This window comes from Citrobacter sp. Cpo032 (genome assembly GCF_030332975.1).
Lineage (GTDB): Bacteria > Pseudomonadota > Gammaproteobacteria > Enterobacterales > Enterobacteriaceae > Citrobacter > Citrobacter portucalensis.
Window position 1 is genome coordinate 462,246 of sequence record NZ_JAOWGU010000044.1, and the last position, 20,914, is coordinate 483,159.

The following is a 20,914-nucleotide window of genomic DNA, read 5'->3' on the forward strand; positions in this document are numbered from 1 at the left end:
CTGGTTAATATTATGCAGCATCTGTGCCAATATTCAAAACACTTTATTAACACAATGATAAGTATGAAAAATATTATTATTTTCACAAATAACAATTCTGGCTGTTTTTTGTTCTCTCTGTCGCCAATCAGCAACACTTGCAGCATTTAAAAACAAATCCCTATTAAATCAAATAATTAAACGTCTCTTTTTGACGACACCACAACCCTGTCCATGTCGGCATTTCCCGACACTTTACTTTTAGGTGCAAGCGCTGAGTTTATTGCCGGATGGCGGCGTGAACGCCTTATCCGGCCTACAACCGCATTTTCCCTGTAGGCCTGATAAGCGTAGCGTCATCAGGCGGGTTTCATCCGGCAGACAAAAAAAAGCCCCTCGCGAAGAGGGGCTTGATGACTATTGAGCGAATTAACCGAGCTGTTTACGCGCGTTGCGGAAAATACGCATCCACGGGCTATCCTCGCCCCAGTTTTCCGGGTGCCAGGAGTTGCTCACGGTACGGAACACACGTTCCGGGTGCGGCATCATAATGGTGACGCGACCATTTTCAGTGGTCACTGCAGTAATACCGTTCGGCGAACCGTTCGGGTTAGCCGGATAGGTCTCGGTCACCTTACCGAAGTTATCAACGTAGCGCAGCGCCACCAGACCTTTGCTCTCAAGCTGAGCCAGATGCGCACCGTCACGCACTTCCACACGACCTTCACCGTGAGAAACGGCAATCGGCATCATCGAACCCACCATATCAGCAAGCAGTAAGGATGGGCTTTGCGTCACTTCGACCAGACTGAAGCGGGCTTCAAAACGATCGGAGTGGTTACGTACAAAGCGCGGCCACAGGTCGCTTCCTGGGATCAGCTCACGCAGGTTAGACATCATCTGACAACCGTTACACACGCCGAGTGCCAGCGTTTGCGGGCGATGGAAAAAGGTTTCGAACTCATCACGGACGCGGTTGTTGAACAGAATCGACTTCGCCCAACCTTCACCAGCGCCGAGCACATCGCCATAAGAGAAGCCGCCGCAGGCCACCAGCGCCTGGAAGTTACCCAGGCCGATACGTCCGCCCAGCAGGTCGCTCATGTGCACATCGATGGCTTCGAAACCCGCACGGTGGAAGGCTGCTGCCATTTCAACGTGGGAGTTCACGCCCTGCTCGCGCAGTACGGCCACTTTGGGACGCGCACCGGTAGCGATGTACGGAGCGGCAACATCTTCGTTGATATCAAACGACAGTTTAACGTTGAGACCAGGGTCCGCATCGTTGGTTTTAGCGTCGTGTTCTTGATCGGCACATTCCGGATTGTCACGCAGACGCTGCATCTGCCAGGTGGTTTCCGCCCACCACATACGCAGGGTTGTACGGCTTTCGCTAAACACCGGCTGGCCGTTAGCGGTCAGGTTGAAGCGGTCACCTTCAACGGCTTTACCGAGGAAGTGTACGCAGTCTGCCAGGCCGTGGGCAGCCAGAATCGCTTCCACCGCCTCACGCTCAGCAGCACGAACCTGAATCACCGCACCCAGTTCTTCGTTAAACAGCGCCGCCAGACGATCTTCACCCAGAGAGTGGATATCAGCGTCAATACCGCAGTGACCGGCGAAGGCCATTTCCGCCAGCGTAACCAGCAGACCGCCGTCAGAACGGTCATGGTAGGCCAGCAGCTTACGCGCAGCGACCAGCGCCTGAATCGCATCGTAGAAGCCTTTCAGTTGCTCAACGTTACGCACGTCGGCAGGCTTATCGCCCAGTTGACGGTAAACCTGCGCCAGCGACGTAGCGCCCAGCGCATTGTGACCAAGACCGAGGTCAATCAGCAGCAGGGCGTTGTCTTCAGTAGACAGCTGCGGGGTAATGGTGTGGCGCACATCTTCCACGCGGGCAAAGGCGGTGATCACCAGCGACAGCGGCGAGGTCATTTCACGCTGCTCGTTACCTTCCTGCCAGCGGGTTTTCATCGACATAGAGTCTTTGCCCACTGGAATGGTCAGGCCGAGCGCCGGGCATAGCTCTTCCCCGACGGCTTTTACTGCTTCGTACAGGCCAGCATCTTCACCAGGGTGACCCGCAGCCGCCATCCAGTTTGCCGACAGCTTAATACGTTTGATGTCACCAATCTGCGTTGCCGCAATGTTTGTCAACGCTTCACCGACCGCCAGACGCGCAGAGGCAGAGAAGTCCAGTAGTGCAACCGGCGCGCGTTCGCCGATAGACATCGCTTCGCCGTAGTAGCTATCGAGGCTTGCGGTAGTGACCGCGCAGTTAGCGACCGGGATCTGCCATGGACCAACCATCTGGTCACGCGCAACCATGCCGGTAACGGTACGGTCACCGATGGTCACGAGGAACGTTTTCTCCGCGACAGTCGGCAGATGCAGCACGCGGTTAACCGCATCTGCAATCGAGATTTCACCACGATTCAGGGCATCGCCTTTGGCTTTCAGCGTCTGCACATCGCGGGTCATTTTCGGTGTTTTACCCAGCAGCACATCAAGCGGCATGTCGATCGGCTGGTTGTCGAAGTGGCTGTCGCTCAAGGTCAGATGCTGTTCTTCGGTAGCTTCACCAATCACCGCATACGGCGCGCGCTCGCGCTTACACAGTTCGTCAAACAGCGGCAATTGTTCGGCAGCAACCGCCAGCACGTAGCGTTCCTGGGATTCGTTACACCAGATTTCCAGCGGGCTCATACCCGGCTCGTCGCTGAGGATATCGCGCAGCTGGAACTTACCGCCGCGACCGCCATCGCTTACCAGCTCCGGCATAGCGTTAGACAGTCCACCCGCGCCAACGTCATGGATAAACAGAATCGGGTTCGCATCACCCATCTGCCAGCAACGGTCGATAACTTCCTGGCAACGACGTTCCATTTCCGGGTTGTCACGCTGTACGGAAGCGAAATCAAGATCGGCATCAGACTGGCCGGAAGCCATAGAGGAGGCTGCCCCGCCGCCAAGGCCAATGTTCATTGCCGGGCCGCCGAGGACGATAAGCTTAGCGCCAACGACGATCTCGCCCTTCTGCACGTGATCGGCACGGATGTTACCGATCCCGCCTGCCAGCATGATCGGTTTATGGTAACCGCGCAGCTCTTCGCCGTTATGGCTGTTGACCTTTTCTTCATAGGTACGGAAGTAGCCAGTCAGCGCCGGACGACCAAATTCGTTGTTAAATGCCGCGCCGCCCAGCGGACCTTCGGTCATGATATCAAGCGCGGTAACAATACGGTCCGGCTTACCGAAGTCTTCTTCCCACGGCTGTTCAAAGCCAGGAATACGCAGGTTGGAAACGGAGAAACCCACCAGCCCGGCTTTCGGTTTTGCACCGCGACCTGTTGCGCCCTCGTCGCGGATTTCGCCGCCGGAGCCGGTTGCAGCACCTGGCCACGGAGAGATGGCCGTCGGGTGGTTGTGAGTTTCAACCTTCATCAGGATATGGGCTGGTTCCTGATGGAAATCGTAGCGGCCAGTTTTGTGATCGGCAAAATAGCGGCCCACTTCAGAGCCTTCCATTACCGCAGCGTTGTCTTTATAGGCAGACAGCACGTGGTCCGGCGTGGTTTCGAAGGTATTCTTGATCATCTTGAACAGCGACTTCGGCTGCTGTTTACCATCGATAACCCAGTCGGCGTTAAAAATCTTGTGGCGACAGTGCTCAGAGTTGGCCTGCGCAAACATGTATAGTTCAATATCGTTCGGGTTACGTCCCAGTTTGGTGAACGCATCCTGCAGATAGTCAATTTCGTCTTCCGCCAGCGCCAGACCCAGACGCAGGTTAGCGTCGATCAGCGCCTGACGCCCCTCACCCAGTAGATCAACGCTGGAGACCGGCGCCGGTTGGTGATGGGCAAACAGTTTTTCGGCATCGTTCAGCGAAGAGAAAACCGTTTCCATCATGCGGTCGTGCAGTTCGTCGGCCACCATCTGCCATTGCTCAGCGGTCAGCGTAGAGGCTTCTACATACCAGGCAATGCCACGTTCCAGGCGGCTAATCTGTTGCAGACCGCAGTTGTGGGCAATATCAGTCGCTTTAGAAGACCACGGGGAGATGGTGCCAGGGCGAGGCGTAACCAGCAGCAGTTTGCCTTCCGGGGCGTGGCTTTGCAGAGCAGGACCATATTTCAGCAGGCGTGCAAGCTGCGCGTGCTCATCTTCATTTAACGGTGCATTCAGATCGGCAAAATGGACGTACTCGGCGTAAATGTTGTGGACCTGGAGGTTGGCAGCCTGAAAACGTGCCAGCAGTTTGTTAATACGGAATGCAGACAGTGCAGGTGAACCACGCAGAATTTCCATCATAAGTCTCTCGTCTTCTAAGCTTTCGGTGTGCCCAAGTGGGGGAAACGGGCGTCATTATAAAGAATCTACCGCGCCGACGAAACCGTTTGCGTCGAAATAAAATCACGACCGTCACTTATCATCAAATGCGGTCAGATTTCTGAATAAGTTGCCAACTGACGCAAGTTTAAGCAAAATGCCGTTCATTAATGACGACTTCACTTCTTAATCAACACCACAGCAGACAGAGACAACGTACGGTTCAGAGAATTAACTAATTGAAAAAATTAAAGATTAATTATCTGTTCATCGGCATATTGACGCTGTTGTTGGCAGCGGCCCTTTGGCCATCTATTCCCTGGTTCGGTAAAGCCGAAAATCGTATCGCCGCCATTCAGTCGCGGGGAGAGCTGCGCGTCAGTACCATCGACTCACCGTTGACTTACGCGACCCTCAACGGCAAAAAATTCGGCCTGGATTATGAACTGGCCCAGGAATTTGCCGACTACTTAGGCGTGAAGTTAAAAGTTACCGTACGCCAGAACATCAGCCAGCTTTTTGACGACCTGGATAACGGCAATGCCGACCTGTTAGCCGCAGGTCTGGTCTATAACAGCGAGCGGGTGAAAAATTACCAGCCCGGCCCGACCTATTATTCGGTTTCACAACAGCTGGTGTACCGGGTTGGGCAATACCGCCCGCGCACGCTTGCCACCGTGAACGAAAACCAACTGACTATCGCCCCGGGGCATGTGGTGGTTAATGACCTCCAGCAGCTAAAAGAGAAAAAATTTCCCGATCTGAGCTGGAAAGTCGATGACAAAAAGGGCACCACCGAACTGCTTGATGATGTAATCGCCGGAAAGCTGGATTACACCATTGCCGATTCTGTTGCCATCAGCTTATATCAACGCGTGCATCCTGAGCTGGCCGTAGCGCTCGACGTCTCTGACGAACAACCGGTGACATGGTTTAGTCGGCTGGACGATGACAACACGCTGTCTGCCGCCCTACTGGATTTCTTCAACACCATGAATGAAGACGGTTCTCTGGCACGGCTGGAAGAGAAATATCTCGGGCATGGCGATGATTTTGACTATGTTGATACCCGCTCCTTTTTACGCGCCGTAGACAGCGTGTTGCCGGACCTCAAGCCGCTGTTTGAGAAATATGCGCAAGAGATAGACTGGCGACTGCTGGCCGCTATCTCGTATCAGGAATCACACTGGGACGCGCAGGCCACCTCTCCAACCGGCGTACGCGGACTGATGATGCTGACCAAAAATACTGCTCAAAGTCTCGGGCTGACCGACCGTACCGATGCTGAACAGAGTATCAGCGGCGGCGCGCGATACTTGCAGGATATGATGAGTAAAGTACCGGATACCGTCCCCGAAGGAGAACGCATCTGGTTTGCCCTTGCAGCCTATAACATGGGTTATGCACACATGCTGGATGCGCGGGCGCTGACGGTGAAAACCAAAGGCAATCCGAACAGTTGGTCCGACGTAAAACAGCGATTACCGCTGCTCAGCCAAAAACCGTATTACAACAAGTTGACCTATGGCTATGCGCGCGGCCACGAAGCTTACGCCTATGTGGAAAATATCCGTAAGTACCAAATTAGCCTGGTGGGATATCTGCAAGAGAAAGAAAAACAGGCGCTAGAAACGCAGCAACTGGCGCAGGATTACCCGACGGTGACGCCCGCAGAGCTATTAGGTAAAGAGAAATTCCCACTTTCGGCGTTTCTGTCTCAAACGTCGTCAAACTACCTGACGCACTCCCCTTCCCTGCTGTTTTCACCGCATAAAAAAGAGGAGAAGTAGTCTTGTACGCCTGATAAGCGCACTGCCATCAGGCTGAGAGTTACTGATTAGCGGATTTTTTCAGGGCCTTGATTTCCTGCCGGCGCATGCGGAAAAAATCACTGAGCAACGTGGCACATTCATCCCGCAGTACCCCCTCTGTCACTTCAACCCGATGATTCATTCCAGGGTGATGCAGTACATCCATTAATGACCCGGCAGCGCCCGTTTTCGCATCGCGCGCGCCAAAAACGACCCGACCGATACGGCTGTGCACCATCGCGCCAGCGCACATTACGCACGGCTCCAGAGTGACGTACAGCGTGGCATCTAACAGGCGGTAGTTTTGCAGCACCAGGCCGCCCTGACGAAGCGCCATAATCTCAGCGTGGGCAGTCGGATCATGATGTCCAATAGGGCGGTTCCAGCCTTCGCCAATTACTCGGTTGTTATGTACCAATACCGCACCCACCGGGACTTCACGCTCATCCCAGGCGCGCTTAGCCAGCGTTAAAGCATGACGCATCCAGTATTCGTGGCTAAATTCAACATCTGACAAAGGGGTAACTCCAGTAATCAAAGCGGGCGCATTATACACGTCATACTTCAAATTGCATGTGCGTTAGCTATTCGAGTTGCTGAAGCTCTCCGCGCGGCGTGACGCGCCAGCGATGCTGGCAAAAAGAGAGCAGAGGATTGTCCTGATTACTGTCACTATAGCCACTGTAAAGCTGTAGCGGCGTGCCAATGTGGCGTTCCAGTTGTGTCACTTTCTCGTGGCCCAGACAGCGCAAAGTCAGTACCCAGCCGCCGTATCCCCGCGCCATTTTGCTGGCGATCAGATTGACTCGCGGTAGCCATGGAGTATCAAAGTAAACCTGCTCGACCAGTGACTGCGGAGAGCCGGTAATAAGCCAGATATCAGCATCAGAGCTTAACAGGTAGGTTGTCAGCCGCTGCTGCACGAGCGGAAACGCCGTCACGTTACTGCGAAACCAGCGCACAAAGTCGGCCTGATGCGCTTTCAGACGCGCTTCGCTGCGCCCAAAAGTGCATCCCCATAACAGCAGGCTCATTGGCCAGCGGGCGGCACGTCCTTTTATCAGCAACGCCAGCGCAATCACCGGTAACAAAGGCAGCACAAGCAACGCATTCAGCGGCTGGCGACGCAGCAGATAACGAATAAAACTACCGAACATATCCTGCTGGTGTAACGTGCCATCCAAATCAAAAAAGACAACGCGGCGCTGGTGATTGGTCAAACCTTATTCCTCTGGATCAGTGAATCCCAATAGCCAGGTAAACAGGAACCCGGCGATAACTGCTACCAGATAGCCTAACAGATAGAACATCACTTTTCCGGCAACAATCGTCAGTGCCAGCGGTAATCCGGAGATGCCAAAGGTGATGACCGTCGCCACCTTCCAGTAGCTAATCAGCGCCCCACCTACCGCGCCGCCAAGACAAGCACCGATAAACGGCTTACCCAACGGCAGCGTTACGCCAAAAATCAGCGGCTCGCCAATCCCCAGCAGTCCGACCGGTAGCGCCCCTTTGATCACTTTCTTTAGCCGCGCATTACGGGTTTTCATCAGAACCGCGATCGCAGCACCTATTTGCCCAACGCCCGCCATCGCCAGGATCGGAAAAAGCGCGTTATAACCGTGCGCCTGAACCAGCTCAACGTGGATGGGCACCAATCCCTGATGAAGTCCGGTGAGCACCAACGGCAGGAAGGTTCCTGCCAGCACAGCACCGACCAGAAAACCGCCGCGATCGATAGCCCAGGATGCGCCGTGAGCGATAGATTCAGAAATCCATCCGCCAAGCGGTTGCAGCGCCACAATCGCGATGACACCGGTAATGATGGTGGTTAGCAGCGGGTTAAGGATAAGCTCCAGTGATTCCGGCAACAGCGTGCGGAATTTACGTTCGATCCAGCACATCAGCGCAACCACCAGCAATACCGCAATCACCCCACCGCGCCCCGGCTGCAACGCTTCGCCAAACAGGGTAATTTGCGCCAGTTGAGGGCTGGAAAGGATCCCCGCCATCACCCCGCCCATTGCCAGGGAGCCACCGAAAACTTTGGCGGTATTCACCCCGACCAGAATATTCATAATGGCAAACACGGCGCTGCCAAATATGCCCATCAGTCCCAGCATATTTGGATAGTGGGTCGCAAAATCCCCCACGATATCCGGGCGCTTAAGGATGTTAATAATGCCGGTAATCAAACCGGAGGCGATAAACGCCGGAATAAGAGGGATAAAGACGTTTGCCAGCTTGCGCAGCGCATCGCTCATCGGCGCTTTGTACTTCGCTTTGGCTTCTGACTTGGTGCGCTCAATATCATTGGCACCTGCTCGCTCGCCGCCATCGGCAATCAGGGAACGCATGGCATCCACCACTTTGGCAGCTTTACCGGGGCCGACAATAATCTGGTGCTGTGCGCCCTGCTTCACGTAGCCGCTAACGCCGGGCAGTTGCCTGAGGCGGGGAATATCGATCTGCCCGTCATCCTGAACTTCCACCCTGACACGGGTCATACAGTTTTCCAGACGCAGAATATTGTTCTCTCCGCCAACGCCCAGCAGGATGTCGCTGGCCAGCAACGCCGTCTTATCCATATACACCTCTTAGTGTTCTAACGCCGCGCGTAAAAAACCCTGGTGAGCGGCAAGCTTTTCGCGGGCGGCAGCGGCATCCAGGCCGGTGAGCGCCATTAAAATAGCTGGCTTAACATCATAATCCGTCTGCTTCAGCAGCGTTTCAGCTTGAGCCCGCGCAATACCGGTGGCTTCAACCACCATACGGCACGCCCGATCGACCAGTTTGACGTTGGTTGCCTGCATATCCACCATCAGGTTCTGGTACACCTTGCCAAATTTCACCATCGCGCCGGTGGAGATCATATTGAGCACCAGCTTTTGCGCGGTGCCGGATTTCAGTCGTGTTGACCCGGTCAGCGCCTCAGGCCCCACTACCGGAGAAATGGCAATATCCGCTTCATGCGCGATAGGGGAATCTGGATTGCAAGAAATAGCCGCCGTTGTACAGCCCACCGAACGCGCATATTTCAACCCGCCAATTACATACGGCGTGCGACCAGAAGCTGCCAGCCCCACCACCAGATCCTGTGCGGTAAGATTAAGCTCACGCAGATCGTCTTCGCCTAGCTGCGGGTTATCTTCTGCGCCTTCTACTGCCTTCAGCAAAGCGCCCGGTCCCCCGGCAATCAGCCCAACCACCAGACCGTGCGGGACGCCAAAAGTCGGCGGGCATTCAGACGCGTCCAGCACCCCAAGACGCCCGCTGGTTCCTGCTCCCATGTAAATAATGCGTCCACCGGCTTTTAGCGCGTCAGCTGCCGCATCGACCGCACGCGCAACTTCAGGAAGAGTTGCTTTTACTGCTTCAGCTACCAGCGTATCCTGTTGATTAAAACGATGAACCAACTCCAGAGTGGAGAGCGCATCCAGATCCATGGTCTGAGGATTGCGGGTTTCTGAAACTAACGCACCGAGATTCATTTTTTGTTCCTTAGGAATTTTTAATTCATAATAATCTGTCATAATGGAATATTATATTCACTAAGGCGAGTGATATTTTGTTTTGTAATCGCCATCACATTTTCGCCAGGAGAAAGCATGAACTGTTTAATTCGCATTCGTCAGCGTTATCCGGATCTCGCGCAAAGCGATAAAAAACTTGCGGATTATCTTCTTGCTCAGCCGGATACTGCGCGTCATCTCAGTTCACAACAGCTGGCCTTTGAAGCGGGCGTCAGCCAGTCCAGCGTGGTGAAATTCGCGCAAAAGATGGGCTTTAAAGGATTCCCGGCACTCAAACTGGCGATTAGCGAAGCATTGGCCAGCAATCCCAACCCCCATTCCATTCCGGTACATAATCAGATTCGCGGTGACGACCCAATGCGAATGGTAGGCGAGAAACTGATTAAAGAGAACGTGGCGGCGATGCATGCGACGCTGGACGTCAACAGCGAAGAGAAACTGATGGAGAGCGTCACGATGCTGCGTTCAGCCCGCCGCATAATCGTGACCGGGATTGGCGCATCGGGTCTGGTAGCACAGAATTTTGCCTGGAAGCTGCTGAAGATTGGTTTTAACGCGGTGGTGGAACGCGATATGCACGCCCTACTGGCGACGGTGCAGGCGCTTTCACCAAGCGATTTGTTGCTGGCCATTTCGTATACCGGAGAGCGTCGCGAACTCAACCTGGCTGCGGATGAAACGTTGCGCACCGGCGCGAAAATCCTCGCCATCACCGGATTTACACCGAACGCTCTGCAGCAACGGGCAAGTCATTGTCTGTACACCATTGCCGAGGAGCAGGCCACGCGCAGCGCAGCGATTTCCTCCACCCATGCGCAAATGATGCTCACCGATTTACTGTTTATGGCGCTGGTGCAGCAGGATCTGGAGCATGCCCCGGAACGTATTCGCCACAGCGAAGCACTGGTAAAAAAACTGGTCTGAGCAAAGAATGCGCGTATAATGCCCGCCCGATTTGTGATGTTTTGAGAGTTTCCTGATGGCCCTGTTAATCACTAAAAAGTGTATCAATTGCGATATGTGCGAGCCAGAATGCCCGAATGAGGCGATTTCGATGGGTGATAGCATTTACGAGATTAACAGCGACAAGTGTACGGAATGCGTAGGCCATTACGACACGCCAACCTGCCAGAAAGTGTGCCCGATCCCCAATACTATTTTGAAAGATCCGGCGCATGTCGAAACAGAAGAGCAGCTGTGGGATAAGTTTGTGCTGATGCACCACGCCGATAAACTTTAGCCGCGTCGCCATCTGGCGATGAAGCCCCTACCCTGCCCCTGCAACAAACGCATAACCCGTAGGCCGGATAAGACACTACGCGTCGCCATCCGGCATCGTCCTGAATCTAACTTTCGATAATCACCGTGGCGCAGGCGTAGTGACGCTCATCGGCCAGCGTCACATGCATGTGCGCAACGCCGAGTTTTTCCGCCAGTTTTAACGCCTCTCCCCATAATCGCAGACGCGGCTTACCGAGTTCATCGTTAAAGACTTCAAACTGATTAAACGCCAGCCCATTGCGAATACCCGTGCCAAAGGCTTTTGCTGCCGCCTCTTTGACTGCAAAACGCTTCGCCAGAAAACGCACCGGCTGCTGATGCGTTTCCCAGATTGCCCATTCGTTGTCGCTGAGCACACGTCTTGCCAGGCGGTCGCCGGAACGGGAGATCACCGCTTCGATGCGGGCAATCTCCACGATATCCGTACCTAGTCCCAGAATCGCCATTAGCCACGCGCTTCCAGCATCAGGCGCTTCATTTCGACTACGGCCTCTTTCAGGCCGCTCATCACCGCACGTCCAATAATGGCATGGCCAATGTTCAGCTCGTGCATTTCCGGGATCCGCGCGATAGCTTTAACATTGTGATACGTCAGACCGTGACCCGCATTCACCTTCAGGCCAAGACTTGCAGCATAGGTTGCCGCTTTGGCGATACGCGCCAGTTCGCTGGCCTGTTCTGCGTCGGTTTTCGCATCGGCGTAACAGCCGGTGTGAATCTCAATAAACGGTGCGCCAACTTCCGCAGCGGCCTTAATCTGTTCTTCATCGGCATCGATAAACAGCGAAACCAGAATGCCTGCGTCCGCCAGCCGTTTGCAGGCATCGCGCATCTTGTCACGCTGACCGGCGACGTCCAGCCCACCTTCAGTGGTAACTTCCTGACGTTTTTCCGGCACCAGGCAGCAAAAATGCGGCTTAGTCTCAACGGCAATCGACAGCATCTCTTCGGTGACTGCCATTTCCAGATTCATGCGCGTATCCAGCGTCTGGCGCAAAATACGTACGTCACGGTCGGTGATATGACGACGGTCTTCACGCAGGTGTACGGTAATACCGTCCGCGCCCGCCTGTTCAACGATAAACGCTGCCTGAACCGGGTCCGGATATGCGGTACCGCGTGCATTACGTAAAGTGGCAATGTGGTCAATGTTGACGCCTAACAGTAATTCGGCCATGACAATCCTCGTTTTTTATTTTCGCTTCGGCATAAACTGCCGGAATAATTCGCGGCTCTTTAAGGGCTTACCACCAAGATACGGCTTTAACGCCATGCGGGTAAAGCGTTTCGCGGCGCGAAGCGTATCAGCATCCGGAAATTCCCGCGATTCGAGTGCTTTCAGATGGCGTCCGGTAAAGGTGGCATTATCAATCACAACGCTTGCGATAAACCCTTTTTCTTCCCTGTAGCGATAGGTCATGGTGTCGTCTACCGGCTCGCCGCTGCCCGCACAGTGGGTAAAATCGACGCCATACCCCAGATGACCAAGTAAGGCCAGCTCAAAGCGACGCAACGCAGGTTCTGGCGAACCCGTGGCGCCAGCAAGCGCCTGAATACAGTTCAGGTAATCGAAAAAGAGTGCAGAAAAGCGGGTTTCGTACTCGAGTACGCGCGAGATAAGCTCGTTAATATACAAGCCGCTGTACAGCGTGATTCCGCTAAGGGGGAGTGCCAGAGAAACGGCTTCGGCGCTGCGCAAGGTTTTGACCTCACCACGTCCACCAAAGCGAAGCAACAACGGGGTAAAAGGCTGGAGTGCGCCTTTAAGATTGGAGCGTTTGGAACGTGCGCCTTTAGCCACCAGGCGCACGCGACCCGACTCTTCCGTGAAGACGTCCAGCACGAGACTGGTTTCGCTCCAGGGGCGACTGTGCAGGACAAAAGCGCGTTGCCATCCTTCCATCATAATACTCGTCGTCTTTCAAGTTGCAGGTGCGTTGGCTGCGCCCGTTCACCCCAGTCACTTACGAGAGTAGGCTCCCGGGGATTCACGGACTTGCCGCGTGACTCTGCCTCTGGCCTCGCTCCTTCGGAGCCAGCGCAAGCGCTGTTCAAAACACTATGTGTTTTGTCCTGCACCTCGAAAGCCATAGAGTATTAAAACTACTGGTCGTCGCCGTAACCGAGGCTGCGCAGCGCGCGTTCGTCATCGGCCCAGCCGGATTTCACTTTCACCCACAGTTCCAGGTGAACGGGCGCTTCGAACATCTCCTGCATGTCTTTACGCGCTTCGATGCCGATGGTTTTAATCTTGGCCCCTTTGTTGCCAATAACCATCTTCTTCTGCCCTTCACGTTCGACGAGAATCAGGCCGTTAATGTCGTAGCCACCGCGTTCGTTAGAGATAAAACGCTCAATCTCCACGGTAACGGAGTACGGCAGTTCAGCACCCAGAAAACGCATCAGCTTTTCACGGATGATTTCAGAGGCCATAAAGCGCTGAGAACGGTCGGTGATGTAATCTTCCGGGAAGTGATGAATAGCTTCCGGCAAATGCTTACGCACGATGCCCGCAACGGTATCGACATTCAAGCCGGTTTCGGCAGAAATCGGTACGATATCAAGGAAGTTCATCTGGCTTGCCAGGAACTGCAGGTGCGGCAGCAGATCGGCTTTTTCCTGAACGTTGTCGACTTTGTTGACGGCCAGAATAACCGGGGCTTTGCCATCACGCAGCTTGTTGAGCACCATTTCGTCGTCCGGCGTCCAGCGGGTGCCTTCGACAACGAAAATAACCAGTTCAACATCACCGATCGAGCTGCTCGCCGCTTTGTTCATCAGGCGGTTAATAGCCCGTTTTTCTTCCATATGCAGACCCGGGGTATCAACATAAATCGCCTGATACGCGCCTTCGGTATGGATGCCAACAATACGGTGACGTGTTGTCTGAGCCTTACGTGAGGTAATAGAAATCTTCTGCCCAAGCAGATTATTCAACAGGGTGGATTTGCCGACGTTCGGGCGACCGACGATAGCAATAAATCCGCAGTAAGTTTTCTCTTCGCTCATTCCAGCTCCAGTTTTTTCAACGCCTGTTCGGCGGCAGCCTGCTCAGCCTTACGACGGCTCGAACCTGTGCCAACCACCGGTTCACTCAGGCCGCTGACCTGGCAGTGGATAGTAAATTCTTGATCGTGTGCTTCACCACGGACCTGCACCACCAAATAAGACGGCAGAGGCAGGTGGCGACCCTGCAAATATTCCTGCAGGCGCGTTTTCGGATCTTTTTGTTTGTCGCCTGGGCTAATTTCATCCAGACGAGTTTGATACCAGTTCAGGATCAATTGCTCAACGGTTTGAATATCGCTGTCGAGGAAGACGCCGCCGATCAAAGCTTCAACGGTATCCGCCAGGATTGATTCACGACGGAAGCCGCCGCTTTTCAGCTCACCTGGCCCCAAACGTAAACATTCACCGAGGTCAAACTCACGGGCTAATTCAGCCAGCGTATTGCCGCGAACCAGCGTCGCGCGCATGCGGCTCATATCACCTTCATCCACACGCGGGAAACGGTGATACAGCGCATTAGCGATAACAAAGCTCAAAATAGAGTCGCCTAAAAATTCTAAACGCTCGTTATGTTTGCTGCTGGCGCTCCGGTGAGTTAATGCCTGCTGCAACAGCTCCTGATGATTAAAAGTGTAGCCCAGCTTCCGTTGAAGCCGATTAATTACGATGGGGTTCATGCGATACCAATAAATGAATGCGTCAACAATTCAGCACACGAAACAGACCTGATATACGCACTTCGCTGAGCCATCTGGCTTCGCCTGCATGCATTTATATACAAACCAACGCTGTTTCGTGTGCCGTGGCAACCTGTCGGTGCCAACCTAAAACTTCGGGGGAATATTCTATACACAACGACAAGGGATGTCGTTAGTCTGCGGGAATTTATCCGAGAAATAATTCACGCTGCCGCCGTAATGACGACAACGTGAACGATTATCAGTGATTAGTGAATGCCACCAATACGGCTTAAACGCACACCGGTCGGCCATTCACCTTCTTGCTTATCGAAACTCATCCAGATAGCGGTCGCTTTACCAACCAGATTCGCTTCCGGTACAAATCCCCAGTAACGGCTGTCCGCGCTGTTATCACGGTTATCACCCATCATGAAGTAGTGTCCCGGCGGAACGATCCAGGTTGCCAACGGCTGACCAGGTTGACGGTAATACATCCCCACCTGATCCTGCGCAATCGGCACGGTCAGAATGCGGTGCGTAACCTCACCCAGCGTTTCTTTACGCTCAGAGAGGCGAATACCGTTCTCTTTCGTTTCGTTCAGCGGAACTTCAAAGAAGCCGCTGGTCGCTTCACCGCCGTTACGACGAGCAAAGGTCTGTACAAAATCACTTGGCTGAACATCAGAGTACGTTACCGGCAGCGCGTTTTCACACGCCTGACCGGAACGGCATCCTGGCTGAATAGTCACCTCTTTCGCCACTGGATCGTACGTTACTTTGTCTCCCGGTAAACCGACAGCACGTTTAATGTAGTCCAGACGCGGATCTTCCGGGTATTTAAACACCACGATATCACCGCGTTTCGGATGACCGGTTTCGATCAACGTTTTCTGGTAAATCGGATCTTTAATCCCGTAGGCGAATTTCTCCACCAGGATAAAGTCACCGATAAGCAGCGTCGGCATCATCGAACCTGACGGGATCTGGAATGGTTCATAGATAAATGAACGCACCACCAGCACAATCGCCAGTACCGGGAAAACGGACGCCCCGGTTTCCAACCAGCCTGGCTTAGGTGCCACTTTTTTCAGCGTAGCTTTATCCAGTGAATCACCTGCAGCAGCTTGCGCTGCTGCCTGACGCTCCCGGCGCTTTGGCGCGAAGATGAATTTATCTACGCACCATAAAATGCCCGTCACCAGTGTGGCAATCACCAGAATCAGGGCAAACATGTTCGCCATGCCAACTCCTTAAGATTATTTGCTGTCTTTACCGACATGCAGAATGGCGAGGAACGCTTCCTGCGGCAGTTCGACGTTACCGATCTGCTTCATGCGCTTTTTACCCTCTTTCTGTTTTTGCAGCAGCTTTTTCTTACGGCTGATATCGCCACCGTAGCATTTCGCCAGAACGTTTTTACGCAACTGCTTAACCGTTGAACGCGCGATGATGTGCGTACCAATGGCCGCCTGGATCGCGATATCAAACTGCTGGCGAGGGATCAGATCTTTCATCTTCTCAACCAGTTCACGGCCACGGCTCTGGGAGTTGTCGCGGTGGGTAATCAGCGCCAGTGCATCGACACGTTCGTTGTTGATAAGGACATCAACACGCACCATATCAGACGCCTGGAAGCGTTTGAAGTTATAGTCCAGCGACGCATAGCCGCGAGAGGTCGACTTCAGACGGTCAAAGAAATCGAGTACGACTTCCGCCATCGGAATCTCATACGTCAGCGCCACCTGGTTACCGTGGTAAACCATGTTGGTCTGGACGCCACGCTTCTCGATACACAGGGTGATGACGTTGCCAAGGTAAGCCTGCGGCAGCAGCATGTGACACTCAGCGATTGGCTCACGTAGTTCGTAGATGTTGTTCAGCGGCGGCAGCTTGGACGGGCTATCGACGTAGATAGTCTCTTTCGCCGTGGTTTCGACTTCGTAGACTACGGTCGGCGCGGTGGTGATCAGATCCAGATCGTATTCACGCTCCAGACGTTCCTGAATGATCTCCATGTGCAGCAGACCAAGGAAGCCACAACGGAAGCCGAAGCCCAGCGCGGTAGAGCTTTCCGGTTCGTAGAACAGGGAGGCGTCGTTCAGGCTCAGTTTGCCAAGCGCGTCACGGAAGTTTTCATAGTCGTCAGAGCTCACCGGGAACAGACCAGCGTAAACCTGCGGCTTCACTTTTTTAAAGCCTGGCAGCGGTTTGTCTGCCGGGTTACGCGCCTGCGTCAGGGTATCGCCAACCGGTGCGCCGAGGATGTCTTTAATCGCACAAACCAACCAACCTACCTCGCCGCATTTCAGCTCGGTACGGTCAACCTGTTTTGGCGTGAAGATGCCCAGACGGTCGGCGTTATAGACCTGACCGGTGCTCATCACTTTAATTTTGTCGCCTTTACGCATGGTGCCGTTTTTAATACGCACCAGTGACACCACGCCAAGGTAGTTATCGAACCAGGAGTCGATGATCAGCGCCTGTAAAGGGCCTTCCGGATCGCCTTCCGGCGGCGGAATATCGCGTACCAGACGTTCAAGAACGTCAGTGACGCCAACGCCGGTTTTCGCCGAGCAGCGAACGGCATCCGTCGCATCGATACCAACGATATCTTCGATCTCTTCTGCCACGCGTTCAGGATCGGCGGCTGGCAGGTCAATTTTATTCAGTACCGGTACTACTTCCAGATCCATTTCCATGGCGGTATAGCAGTTAGCCAGGGTCTGCGCTTCTACGCCCTGTCCGGCATCAACCACCAGCAATGCGCCTTCACAGGCAGCAAGCGAGCGGGAAACTTCATACGAGAAGTCAACGTGGCCCGGGGTGTCGATAAAGTTAAGCTGATAGGTTTCACCATCAGATGCTTTGAAATCGAGCGTCACGCTCTGCGCTTTGATAGTAATACCGCGCTCACGCTCAAGATCCATCGAGTCGAGAACCTGCGCTTCCATTTCACGGTCAGACAGGCCACCGCAGATCTGGATAATACGGTCAGACAGCGTCGATTTACCGTGGTCGATGTGAGCTATGATTGAAAAGTTACGTATGTTCTTCATATAGTGTAATTATTGTGCCTTACGCCCGCCGAAGCAGGCTCTGAGAAGTCGCTGATCTGAGCTTAACGTCTGTTTAAGTGAAACGCCGCATTCTACACTACAACGCTGAGGCGAGGAAACGTTCATAGAGCAAGGATAGCGGGAACTGGAAACAACCTTGCAAAGTCGGTGAAACTTTTGCCGGATGGCGGCATAAACGCCTTATCCGGCCTACGTCTGCATCTGAGCACGCTGTAGGCCTGATAAGCGCAACGCCATCAGGCAAAGATATCACTGCTGGGTTTCGACGCGAATAAGATCGGGTGGGAGAGCAACGTTTAGAATGACCGGCTGCCAGGCTTCGCGTTCAGCAAGCTTACGAGAGTATCCACGAGCAATCAGGAATCCGCCCACGCCCCCCAGCACTGCGCCGCTTAATGCCGCAAGATCGGAACCAAACAGCACCTGGAACAGCGCTGCAAAAAGAAACAGCCCCGCCAACGGAGGCATGTAGACCAGCATCGCCGATCCCAACAGGCTACCTTCGGCAATGCCCAGTTCAACTTTTTGACCTGGGGTCAAGGGTTCGTCGCAGGGCACCACGATGGTGTGTGTGGTCTGTGGTCCCAGTTTGTTCAGCACGCGGCTCCCGCATCCGGCCCGGGAAGCACAGCTGCTACATGATGCTTTAACATCGCAGCTGACCGTCGCCAGACCATTATGCCAGGAGACGACCGTCGCCCACTCTTTAATCATTGTGCTGCCCTGAACTTGATATTGTCCGCGATACGCTTCGCCGTTTGTGGTGGAAGCTCGCCCACAATCGTAATTTCCGCATTATCACGCACGCTGGTGCTGACTGTTCTACGGCCGGTACGCAGCAGTTGATCGGCGCTGTTCTGCGTCGCACGGTTTACGTTCACGGAGAAACTAAACAGGCCATCAGAATAAAGGCGTGATTCAATCGGCATGTTATCCATCGTCGGCAGCGGACGTCGACTGCTTGAGACCTCACTGAAACCTTGTGGCAACCACGACGGACTCCAGTTGAAGTTGGTTTTCTCACCCGCAGGAACCGACAGCAACGGTGGTAAATTCGCTTTTGCTAACGTCTGCATGCTGTCGCTAACACCGTTATTCACGGTAAAGGAGATTACACGGAACTGTTCCAGCGTTTCGCCATCACGATCGAGGAGATCGACACGCATCGGCAGTTTGGTCTCCGTGTCCATCCAAACGATATAGCTGTAACGGGTGCCGTCACGCGCCACAACGCGGATCACTTCACAGAGCCGATCGGCAATACGGGTGCGGCCTACTGAGATAAAATCATAGTAGGGAGCAAGGCGTTTGAAGTCGGTGTAAATCAGGGATGGCAGAGAGTCAACGATATAATCGCCATTCAGCGTGAACGGTTCGAGGCCAGGCTCAAAATAGCTAATTTCGTTGCCGCGTTGCACCACTTCCCGGCGCGGTCCATCCATTTGTAATAGTTGCGCGAGTGGACGGTTATCCTGGCGGGCATGACGATAACGTAGGGATTCAACACCCTGCTTATTGATGCTGACAAATGACAGCTCATAGGTTAGCGACTGGCTGGCCAGATTCATCTGCTGCAACAACGCCCCGGACGCAGGATTGGCCGAGGCGTTTACAGAGAAGAACAGGCTACCAGCCACAAGTGACATGGCAAACCAAAGTTGCTTCATTACTGCGATTGCGTTCCTAAAGTTTGAATTCCTGGCACCTGCACAGCGGCTTGCTGTGTTTGGGCCTGCTCAAACTGAAGCTGTTCAGAGTGCAGTCGACGTTGCAATTCGTAATCCTGCAACATGGCATTAATACGACGACGCTGCTCCTGTACCTGCTGTTGTTGACCGCCGCTGGCCGTCGCGTCAGAAGGTACACCCAAGCTAACCGGACTGGCTTTACCCATCATCGGTAATGTATTAAATACCGGTGTTTCGGGCTGCTGGGACGTTTCAGATTGCCCATTATAGTGCTGGACGCCAACGATAACTGCAAGTGATACGCACGCGGCCACACCCATTTGGGTAAGCTGCGCGGCCCACGGACGCATTTTCTTCCAGAATGGCATTTTCTGCCACTGGTGCGGTGCTGGCTGGGCCTCAGGAATCAATGGCACCGTCTGACGTACTGGCTCATCCTGGATGGCGGCCATTACGCGGGCGGAAATATCGAAATGGAGAACATCGGCGGTATCACCTCGCATGGAATCGCGAATCAGGTGATAACTCTCCCAGGTTTTTTGCATTTCCGGGTCGTGAGTTAGCTCTTTGAGTAACTCAGTATCCAGCGTTTCGCCATCCATTAAAGCGGAAAGTTTCTCTTTCTGCATGCCTAATACCTTTTCCAGTATCCCGCTATCGTCAACGCCTGATAAGCGGTTGAACTTTATTATCAATAGCTTCCCTCGCTCGGAAGATACGTGAACGCACCGTACCTACCGGACAATCCATGATAGCGGCTATCTCTTCATAGCTCAGGCCATCCAGCTCCCGCAAGGTTATTGCCATGCGTAAATCTTCCGGGAGGGACTCAATAGTTCGGAAAACTATCTGTCTCAGTTCTTCTGACAACATTAAGTTCTCAGGGTTCGAAATTTCTTTCAGCGCACCGCCACTTTCGTAATTTTCTGCTTCAATCGCATCAATATCACTGGAAGGTGGACGACGCCCCTGAGCGACCAGGTAATTCTTCGCTGTATTGACTGCAATACGATACAGCCAGGTATAAAAAGCACTATCTCCCCGGAACGAGTCCAGCGCACGATAGGCTTTGATAAATGCTTCTTGTACTACATCGGGTACATCACCCGACGGTACATAGCGAGAAACCAGACTCGCCACCTTATGCTGATAGCGCACTACCAGTAGGTTAAAGGCTTTCTGATCTCCCTTCTGGACCCGTTCTACCAGGACCTGGTCCGTTAACTGCTCGCTCATCCGAGGTAAAGTCTCCCCAAACCAAATTTCCACGCGCTTTCGAAACGCCACTCCATCAGCTTCACTATGAGCAAGCAAATGCTTAGAGTGCTCAAGTTTCGTAAAGTTCCGTTACGCATTGTTTTTTGTTTGTCATGTTGTAGACAGGTCTTATCTCTCATTATAAGTCTACATAACCCGATCAACGCACTATCTGTACAGAAATGCCCATTTCACCGCTTGCAGAGTAACCCAACGGGCACTTTATTTCATCACATAATCTGATGCTAACGGCCTGCTTCACAA

The 20,914-nt window shown here is 53.6% G+C and carries 20 protein-coding genes; 3 read left to right on the forward strand and 17 right to left on the reverse strand.

Annotated features, from left to right (window positions below):
• Nucleotides 1–408: 408 nt before the first annotated feature.
• Entirely contained in the window at nt 409–4,296 is a 3,888-nt protein-coding gene (gene purL / locus OGY33_RS13295; protein WP_191238227.1) for a phosphoribosylformylglycinamidine synthase, read from the reverse strand.
• 257 nt (nt 4,297–4,553) lie between these two features.
• On the opposite strand from purL, the gene mltF reads away from it, so the two are divergent.
• A complete protein-coding gene (mltF, locus tag OGY33_RS13300) occupies nt 4,554–6,104 on the forward strand; it encodes a membrane-bound lytic murein transglycosylase MltF (RefSeq protein WP_008785489.1) in 1,551 nt (516 codons plus the stop codon).
• Between the two features lie 40 nt (nt 6,105–6,144).
• Here mltF and tadA read toward each other — a convergent pair whose 3' ends face one another.
• From tadA to murQ, 4 genes are read right to left on the reverse strand one after another with little or no spacing between them, the layout of a single operon-like run.
• A complete protein-coding gene (gene tadA, locus OGY33_RS13305; RefSeq protein WP_071845284.1) occupies nt 6,145–6,681 on the reverse strand; it encodes a tRNA adenosine(34) deaminase TadA in 537 nt (178 codons plus the stop codon).
• Nucleotides 6,682–6,709: 28 nt separating this feature from the next.
• Nucleotides 6,710–7,345, reverse strand: coding sequence for a phosphatidylglycerophosphatase C (gene yfhb, locus OGY33_RS13310; RefSeq protein WP_048215765.1), 636 nt, complete (start codon nt 7,343–7,345; stop codon nt 6,710–6,712).
• Nucleotides 7,346–7,348: 3 nt separating this feature from the next.
• Nucleotides 7,349–8,713 (reverse strand): PTS transporter subunit EIIC, encoded by a 1,365-nt coding sequence (locus OGY33_RS13315; protein WP_008785492.1) that lies wholly within the window; start codon nt 8,711–8,713, stop codon nt 7,349–7,351.
• Between the two features lie 9 nt (nt 8,714–8,722).
• Nucleotides 8,723–9,616, reverse strand: coding sequence for an N-acetylmuramic acid 6-phosphate etherase (murQ, locus tag OGY33_RS13320; protein WP_048215764.1), 894 nt, complete (start codon nt 9,614–9,616; stop codon nt 8,723–8,725).
• Between the two features lie 117 nt (nt 9,617–9,733).
• Between murQ and OGY33_RS13325 the strand changes: the two genes are divergently transcribed.
• Both OGY33_RS13325 and OGY33_RS13330 read left to right on the forward strand, forming a co-directional pair.
• Nucleotides 9,734–10,582, forward strand: a complete 849-nt coding sequence (locus OGY33_RS13325; protein WP_048215763.1) for a MurR/RpiR family transcriptional regulator — start codon at nt 9,734–9,736, stop codon at nt 10,580–10,582.
• A gap of 55 nt (nt 10,583–10,637) precedes the next feature.
• Nucleotides 10,638–10,898: a YfhL family 4Fe-4S dicluster ferredoxin gene (locus OGY33_RS13330; protein ID WP_003037590.1), complete on the forward strand. Its 261-nt coding sequence runs from the start codon at nt 10,638–10,640 to the stop codon at nt 10,896–10,898.
• 106 nt (nt 10,899–11,004) lie between these two features.
• On the opposite strand, the gene acpS is transcribed toward OGY33_RS13330, so the two are convergent.
• From acpS to rseD, 12 genes are all read right to left on the reverse strand, one after another.
• Complete coding sequence (gene acpS, locus OGY33_RS13335) at nt 11,005–11,385, reverse strand: holo-ACP synthase (RefSeq protein WP_003037588.1); 381 nt, start codon at nt 11,383–11,385, stop codon at nt 11,005–11,007.
• On the reverse strand, nt 11,385–12,116 hold the full coding sequence (gene pdxJ / locus OGY33_RS13340; RefSeq protein ID WP_008785494.1) for a pyridoxine 5'-phosphate synthase: 732 nt from the start codon (nt 12,114–12,116) through the stop codon (nt 11,385–11,387). Before pdxJ ends, acpS begins: the two co-directional genes overlap by 1 nt.
• A 15-nt stretch (nt 12,117–12,131) precedes the next feature.
• A complete protein-coding gene (gene recO / locus OGY33_RS13345; protein ID WP_008785495.1) occupies nt 12,132–12,842 on the reverse strand; it encodes a DNA repair protein RecO in 711 nt (236 codons plus the stop codon).
• A gap of 200 nt (nt 12,843–13,042) precedes the next feature.
• Nucleotides 13,043–13,948, reverse strand: a complete 906-nt coding sequence (era, locus tag OGY33_RS13350) for a GTPase Era (protein WP_032937937.1) — start codon at nt 13,946–13,948, stop codon at nt 13,043–13,045.
• Entirely contained in the window at nt 13,945–14,625 is a 681-nt protein-coding gene (rnc, locus tag OGY33_RS13355) for a ribonuclease III (protein ID WP_003037579.1), read from the reverse strand. The genes era and rnc overlap by 4 nt, the downstream gene beginning before the upstream one ends.
• A gap of 269 nt (nt 14,626–14,894) precedes the next feature.
• Nucleotides 14,895–15,869 (reverse strand): signal peptidase I, encoded by a 975-nt coding sequence (gene lepB, locus OGY33_RS13360; protein ID WP_003835329.1) that lies wholly within the window; start codon nt 15,867–15,869, stop codon nt 14,895–14,897.
• A 15-nt stretch (nt 15,870–15,884) separates the two neighbouring features.
• Complete coding sequence (lepA, locus tag OGY33_RS13365) at nt 15,885–17,684, reverse strand: translation elongation factor 4 (protein ID WP_003037577.1); 1,800 nt, start codon at nt 17,682–17,684, stop codon at nt 15,885–15,887.
• 270 nt (nt 17,685–17,954) lie between these two features.
• Nucleotides 17,955–18,419 carry a SoxR-reducing system protein RseC gene (rseC, locus tag OGY33_RS13370; RefSeq protein WP_286571768.1) on the reverse strand — a complete coding sequence of 155 codons (465 nt, stop codon included), beginning with the start codon at nt 18,417–18,419 and terminating at the stop codon, nt 17,955–17,957.
• Nucleotides 18,416–19,372, reverse strand: coding sequence for a sigma-E factor regulatory protein RseB (gene rseB, locus OGY33_RS13375; protein ID WP_003835334.1), 957 nt, complete (start codon nt 19,370–19,372; stop codon nt 18,416–18,418). Before rseB ends, rseC begins: the two co-directional genes overlap by 4 nt.
• Nucleotides 19,372–20,022, reverse strand: a complete 651-nt coding sequence (gene rseA, locus OGY33_RS13380; protein WP_114680834.1) for an anti-sigma-E factor RseA — start codon at nt 20,020–20,022, stop codon at nt 19,372–19,374. The genes rseB and rseA overlap by 1 nt, the downstream gene beginning before the upstream one ends.
• Nucleotides 20,023–20,053: 31 nt before the next feature.
• A complete protein-coding gene (gene rpoE, locus OGY33_RS13385) occupies nt 20,054–20,629 on the reverse strand; it encodes an RNA polymerase sigma factor RpoE (protein WP_003037573.1) in 576 nt (191 codons plus the stop codon).
• Nucleotides 20,626–20,790 (reverse strand): rpoE leader peptide RseD, encoded by a 165-nt coding sequence (rseD, locus tag OGY33_RS13390; protein ID WP_122973798.1) that lies wholly within the window; start codon nt 20,788–20,790, stop codon nt 20,626–20,628. The genes rpoE and rseD overlap by 4 nt, the downstream gene beginning before the upstream one ends.
• Nucleotides 20,791–20,914 lie beyond the last annotated feature (124 nt).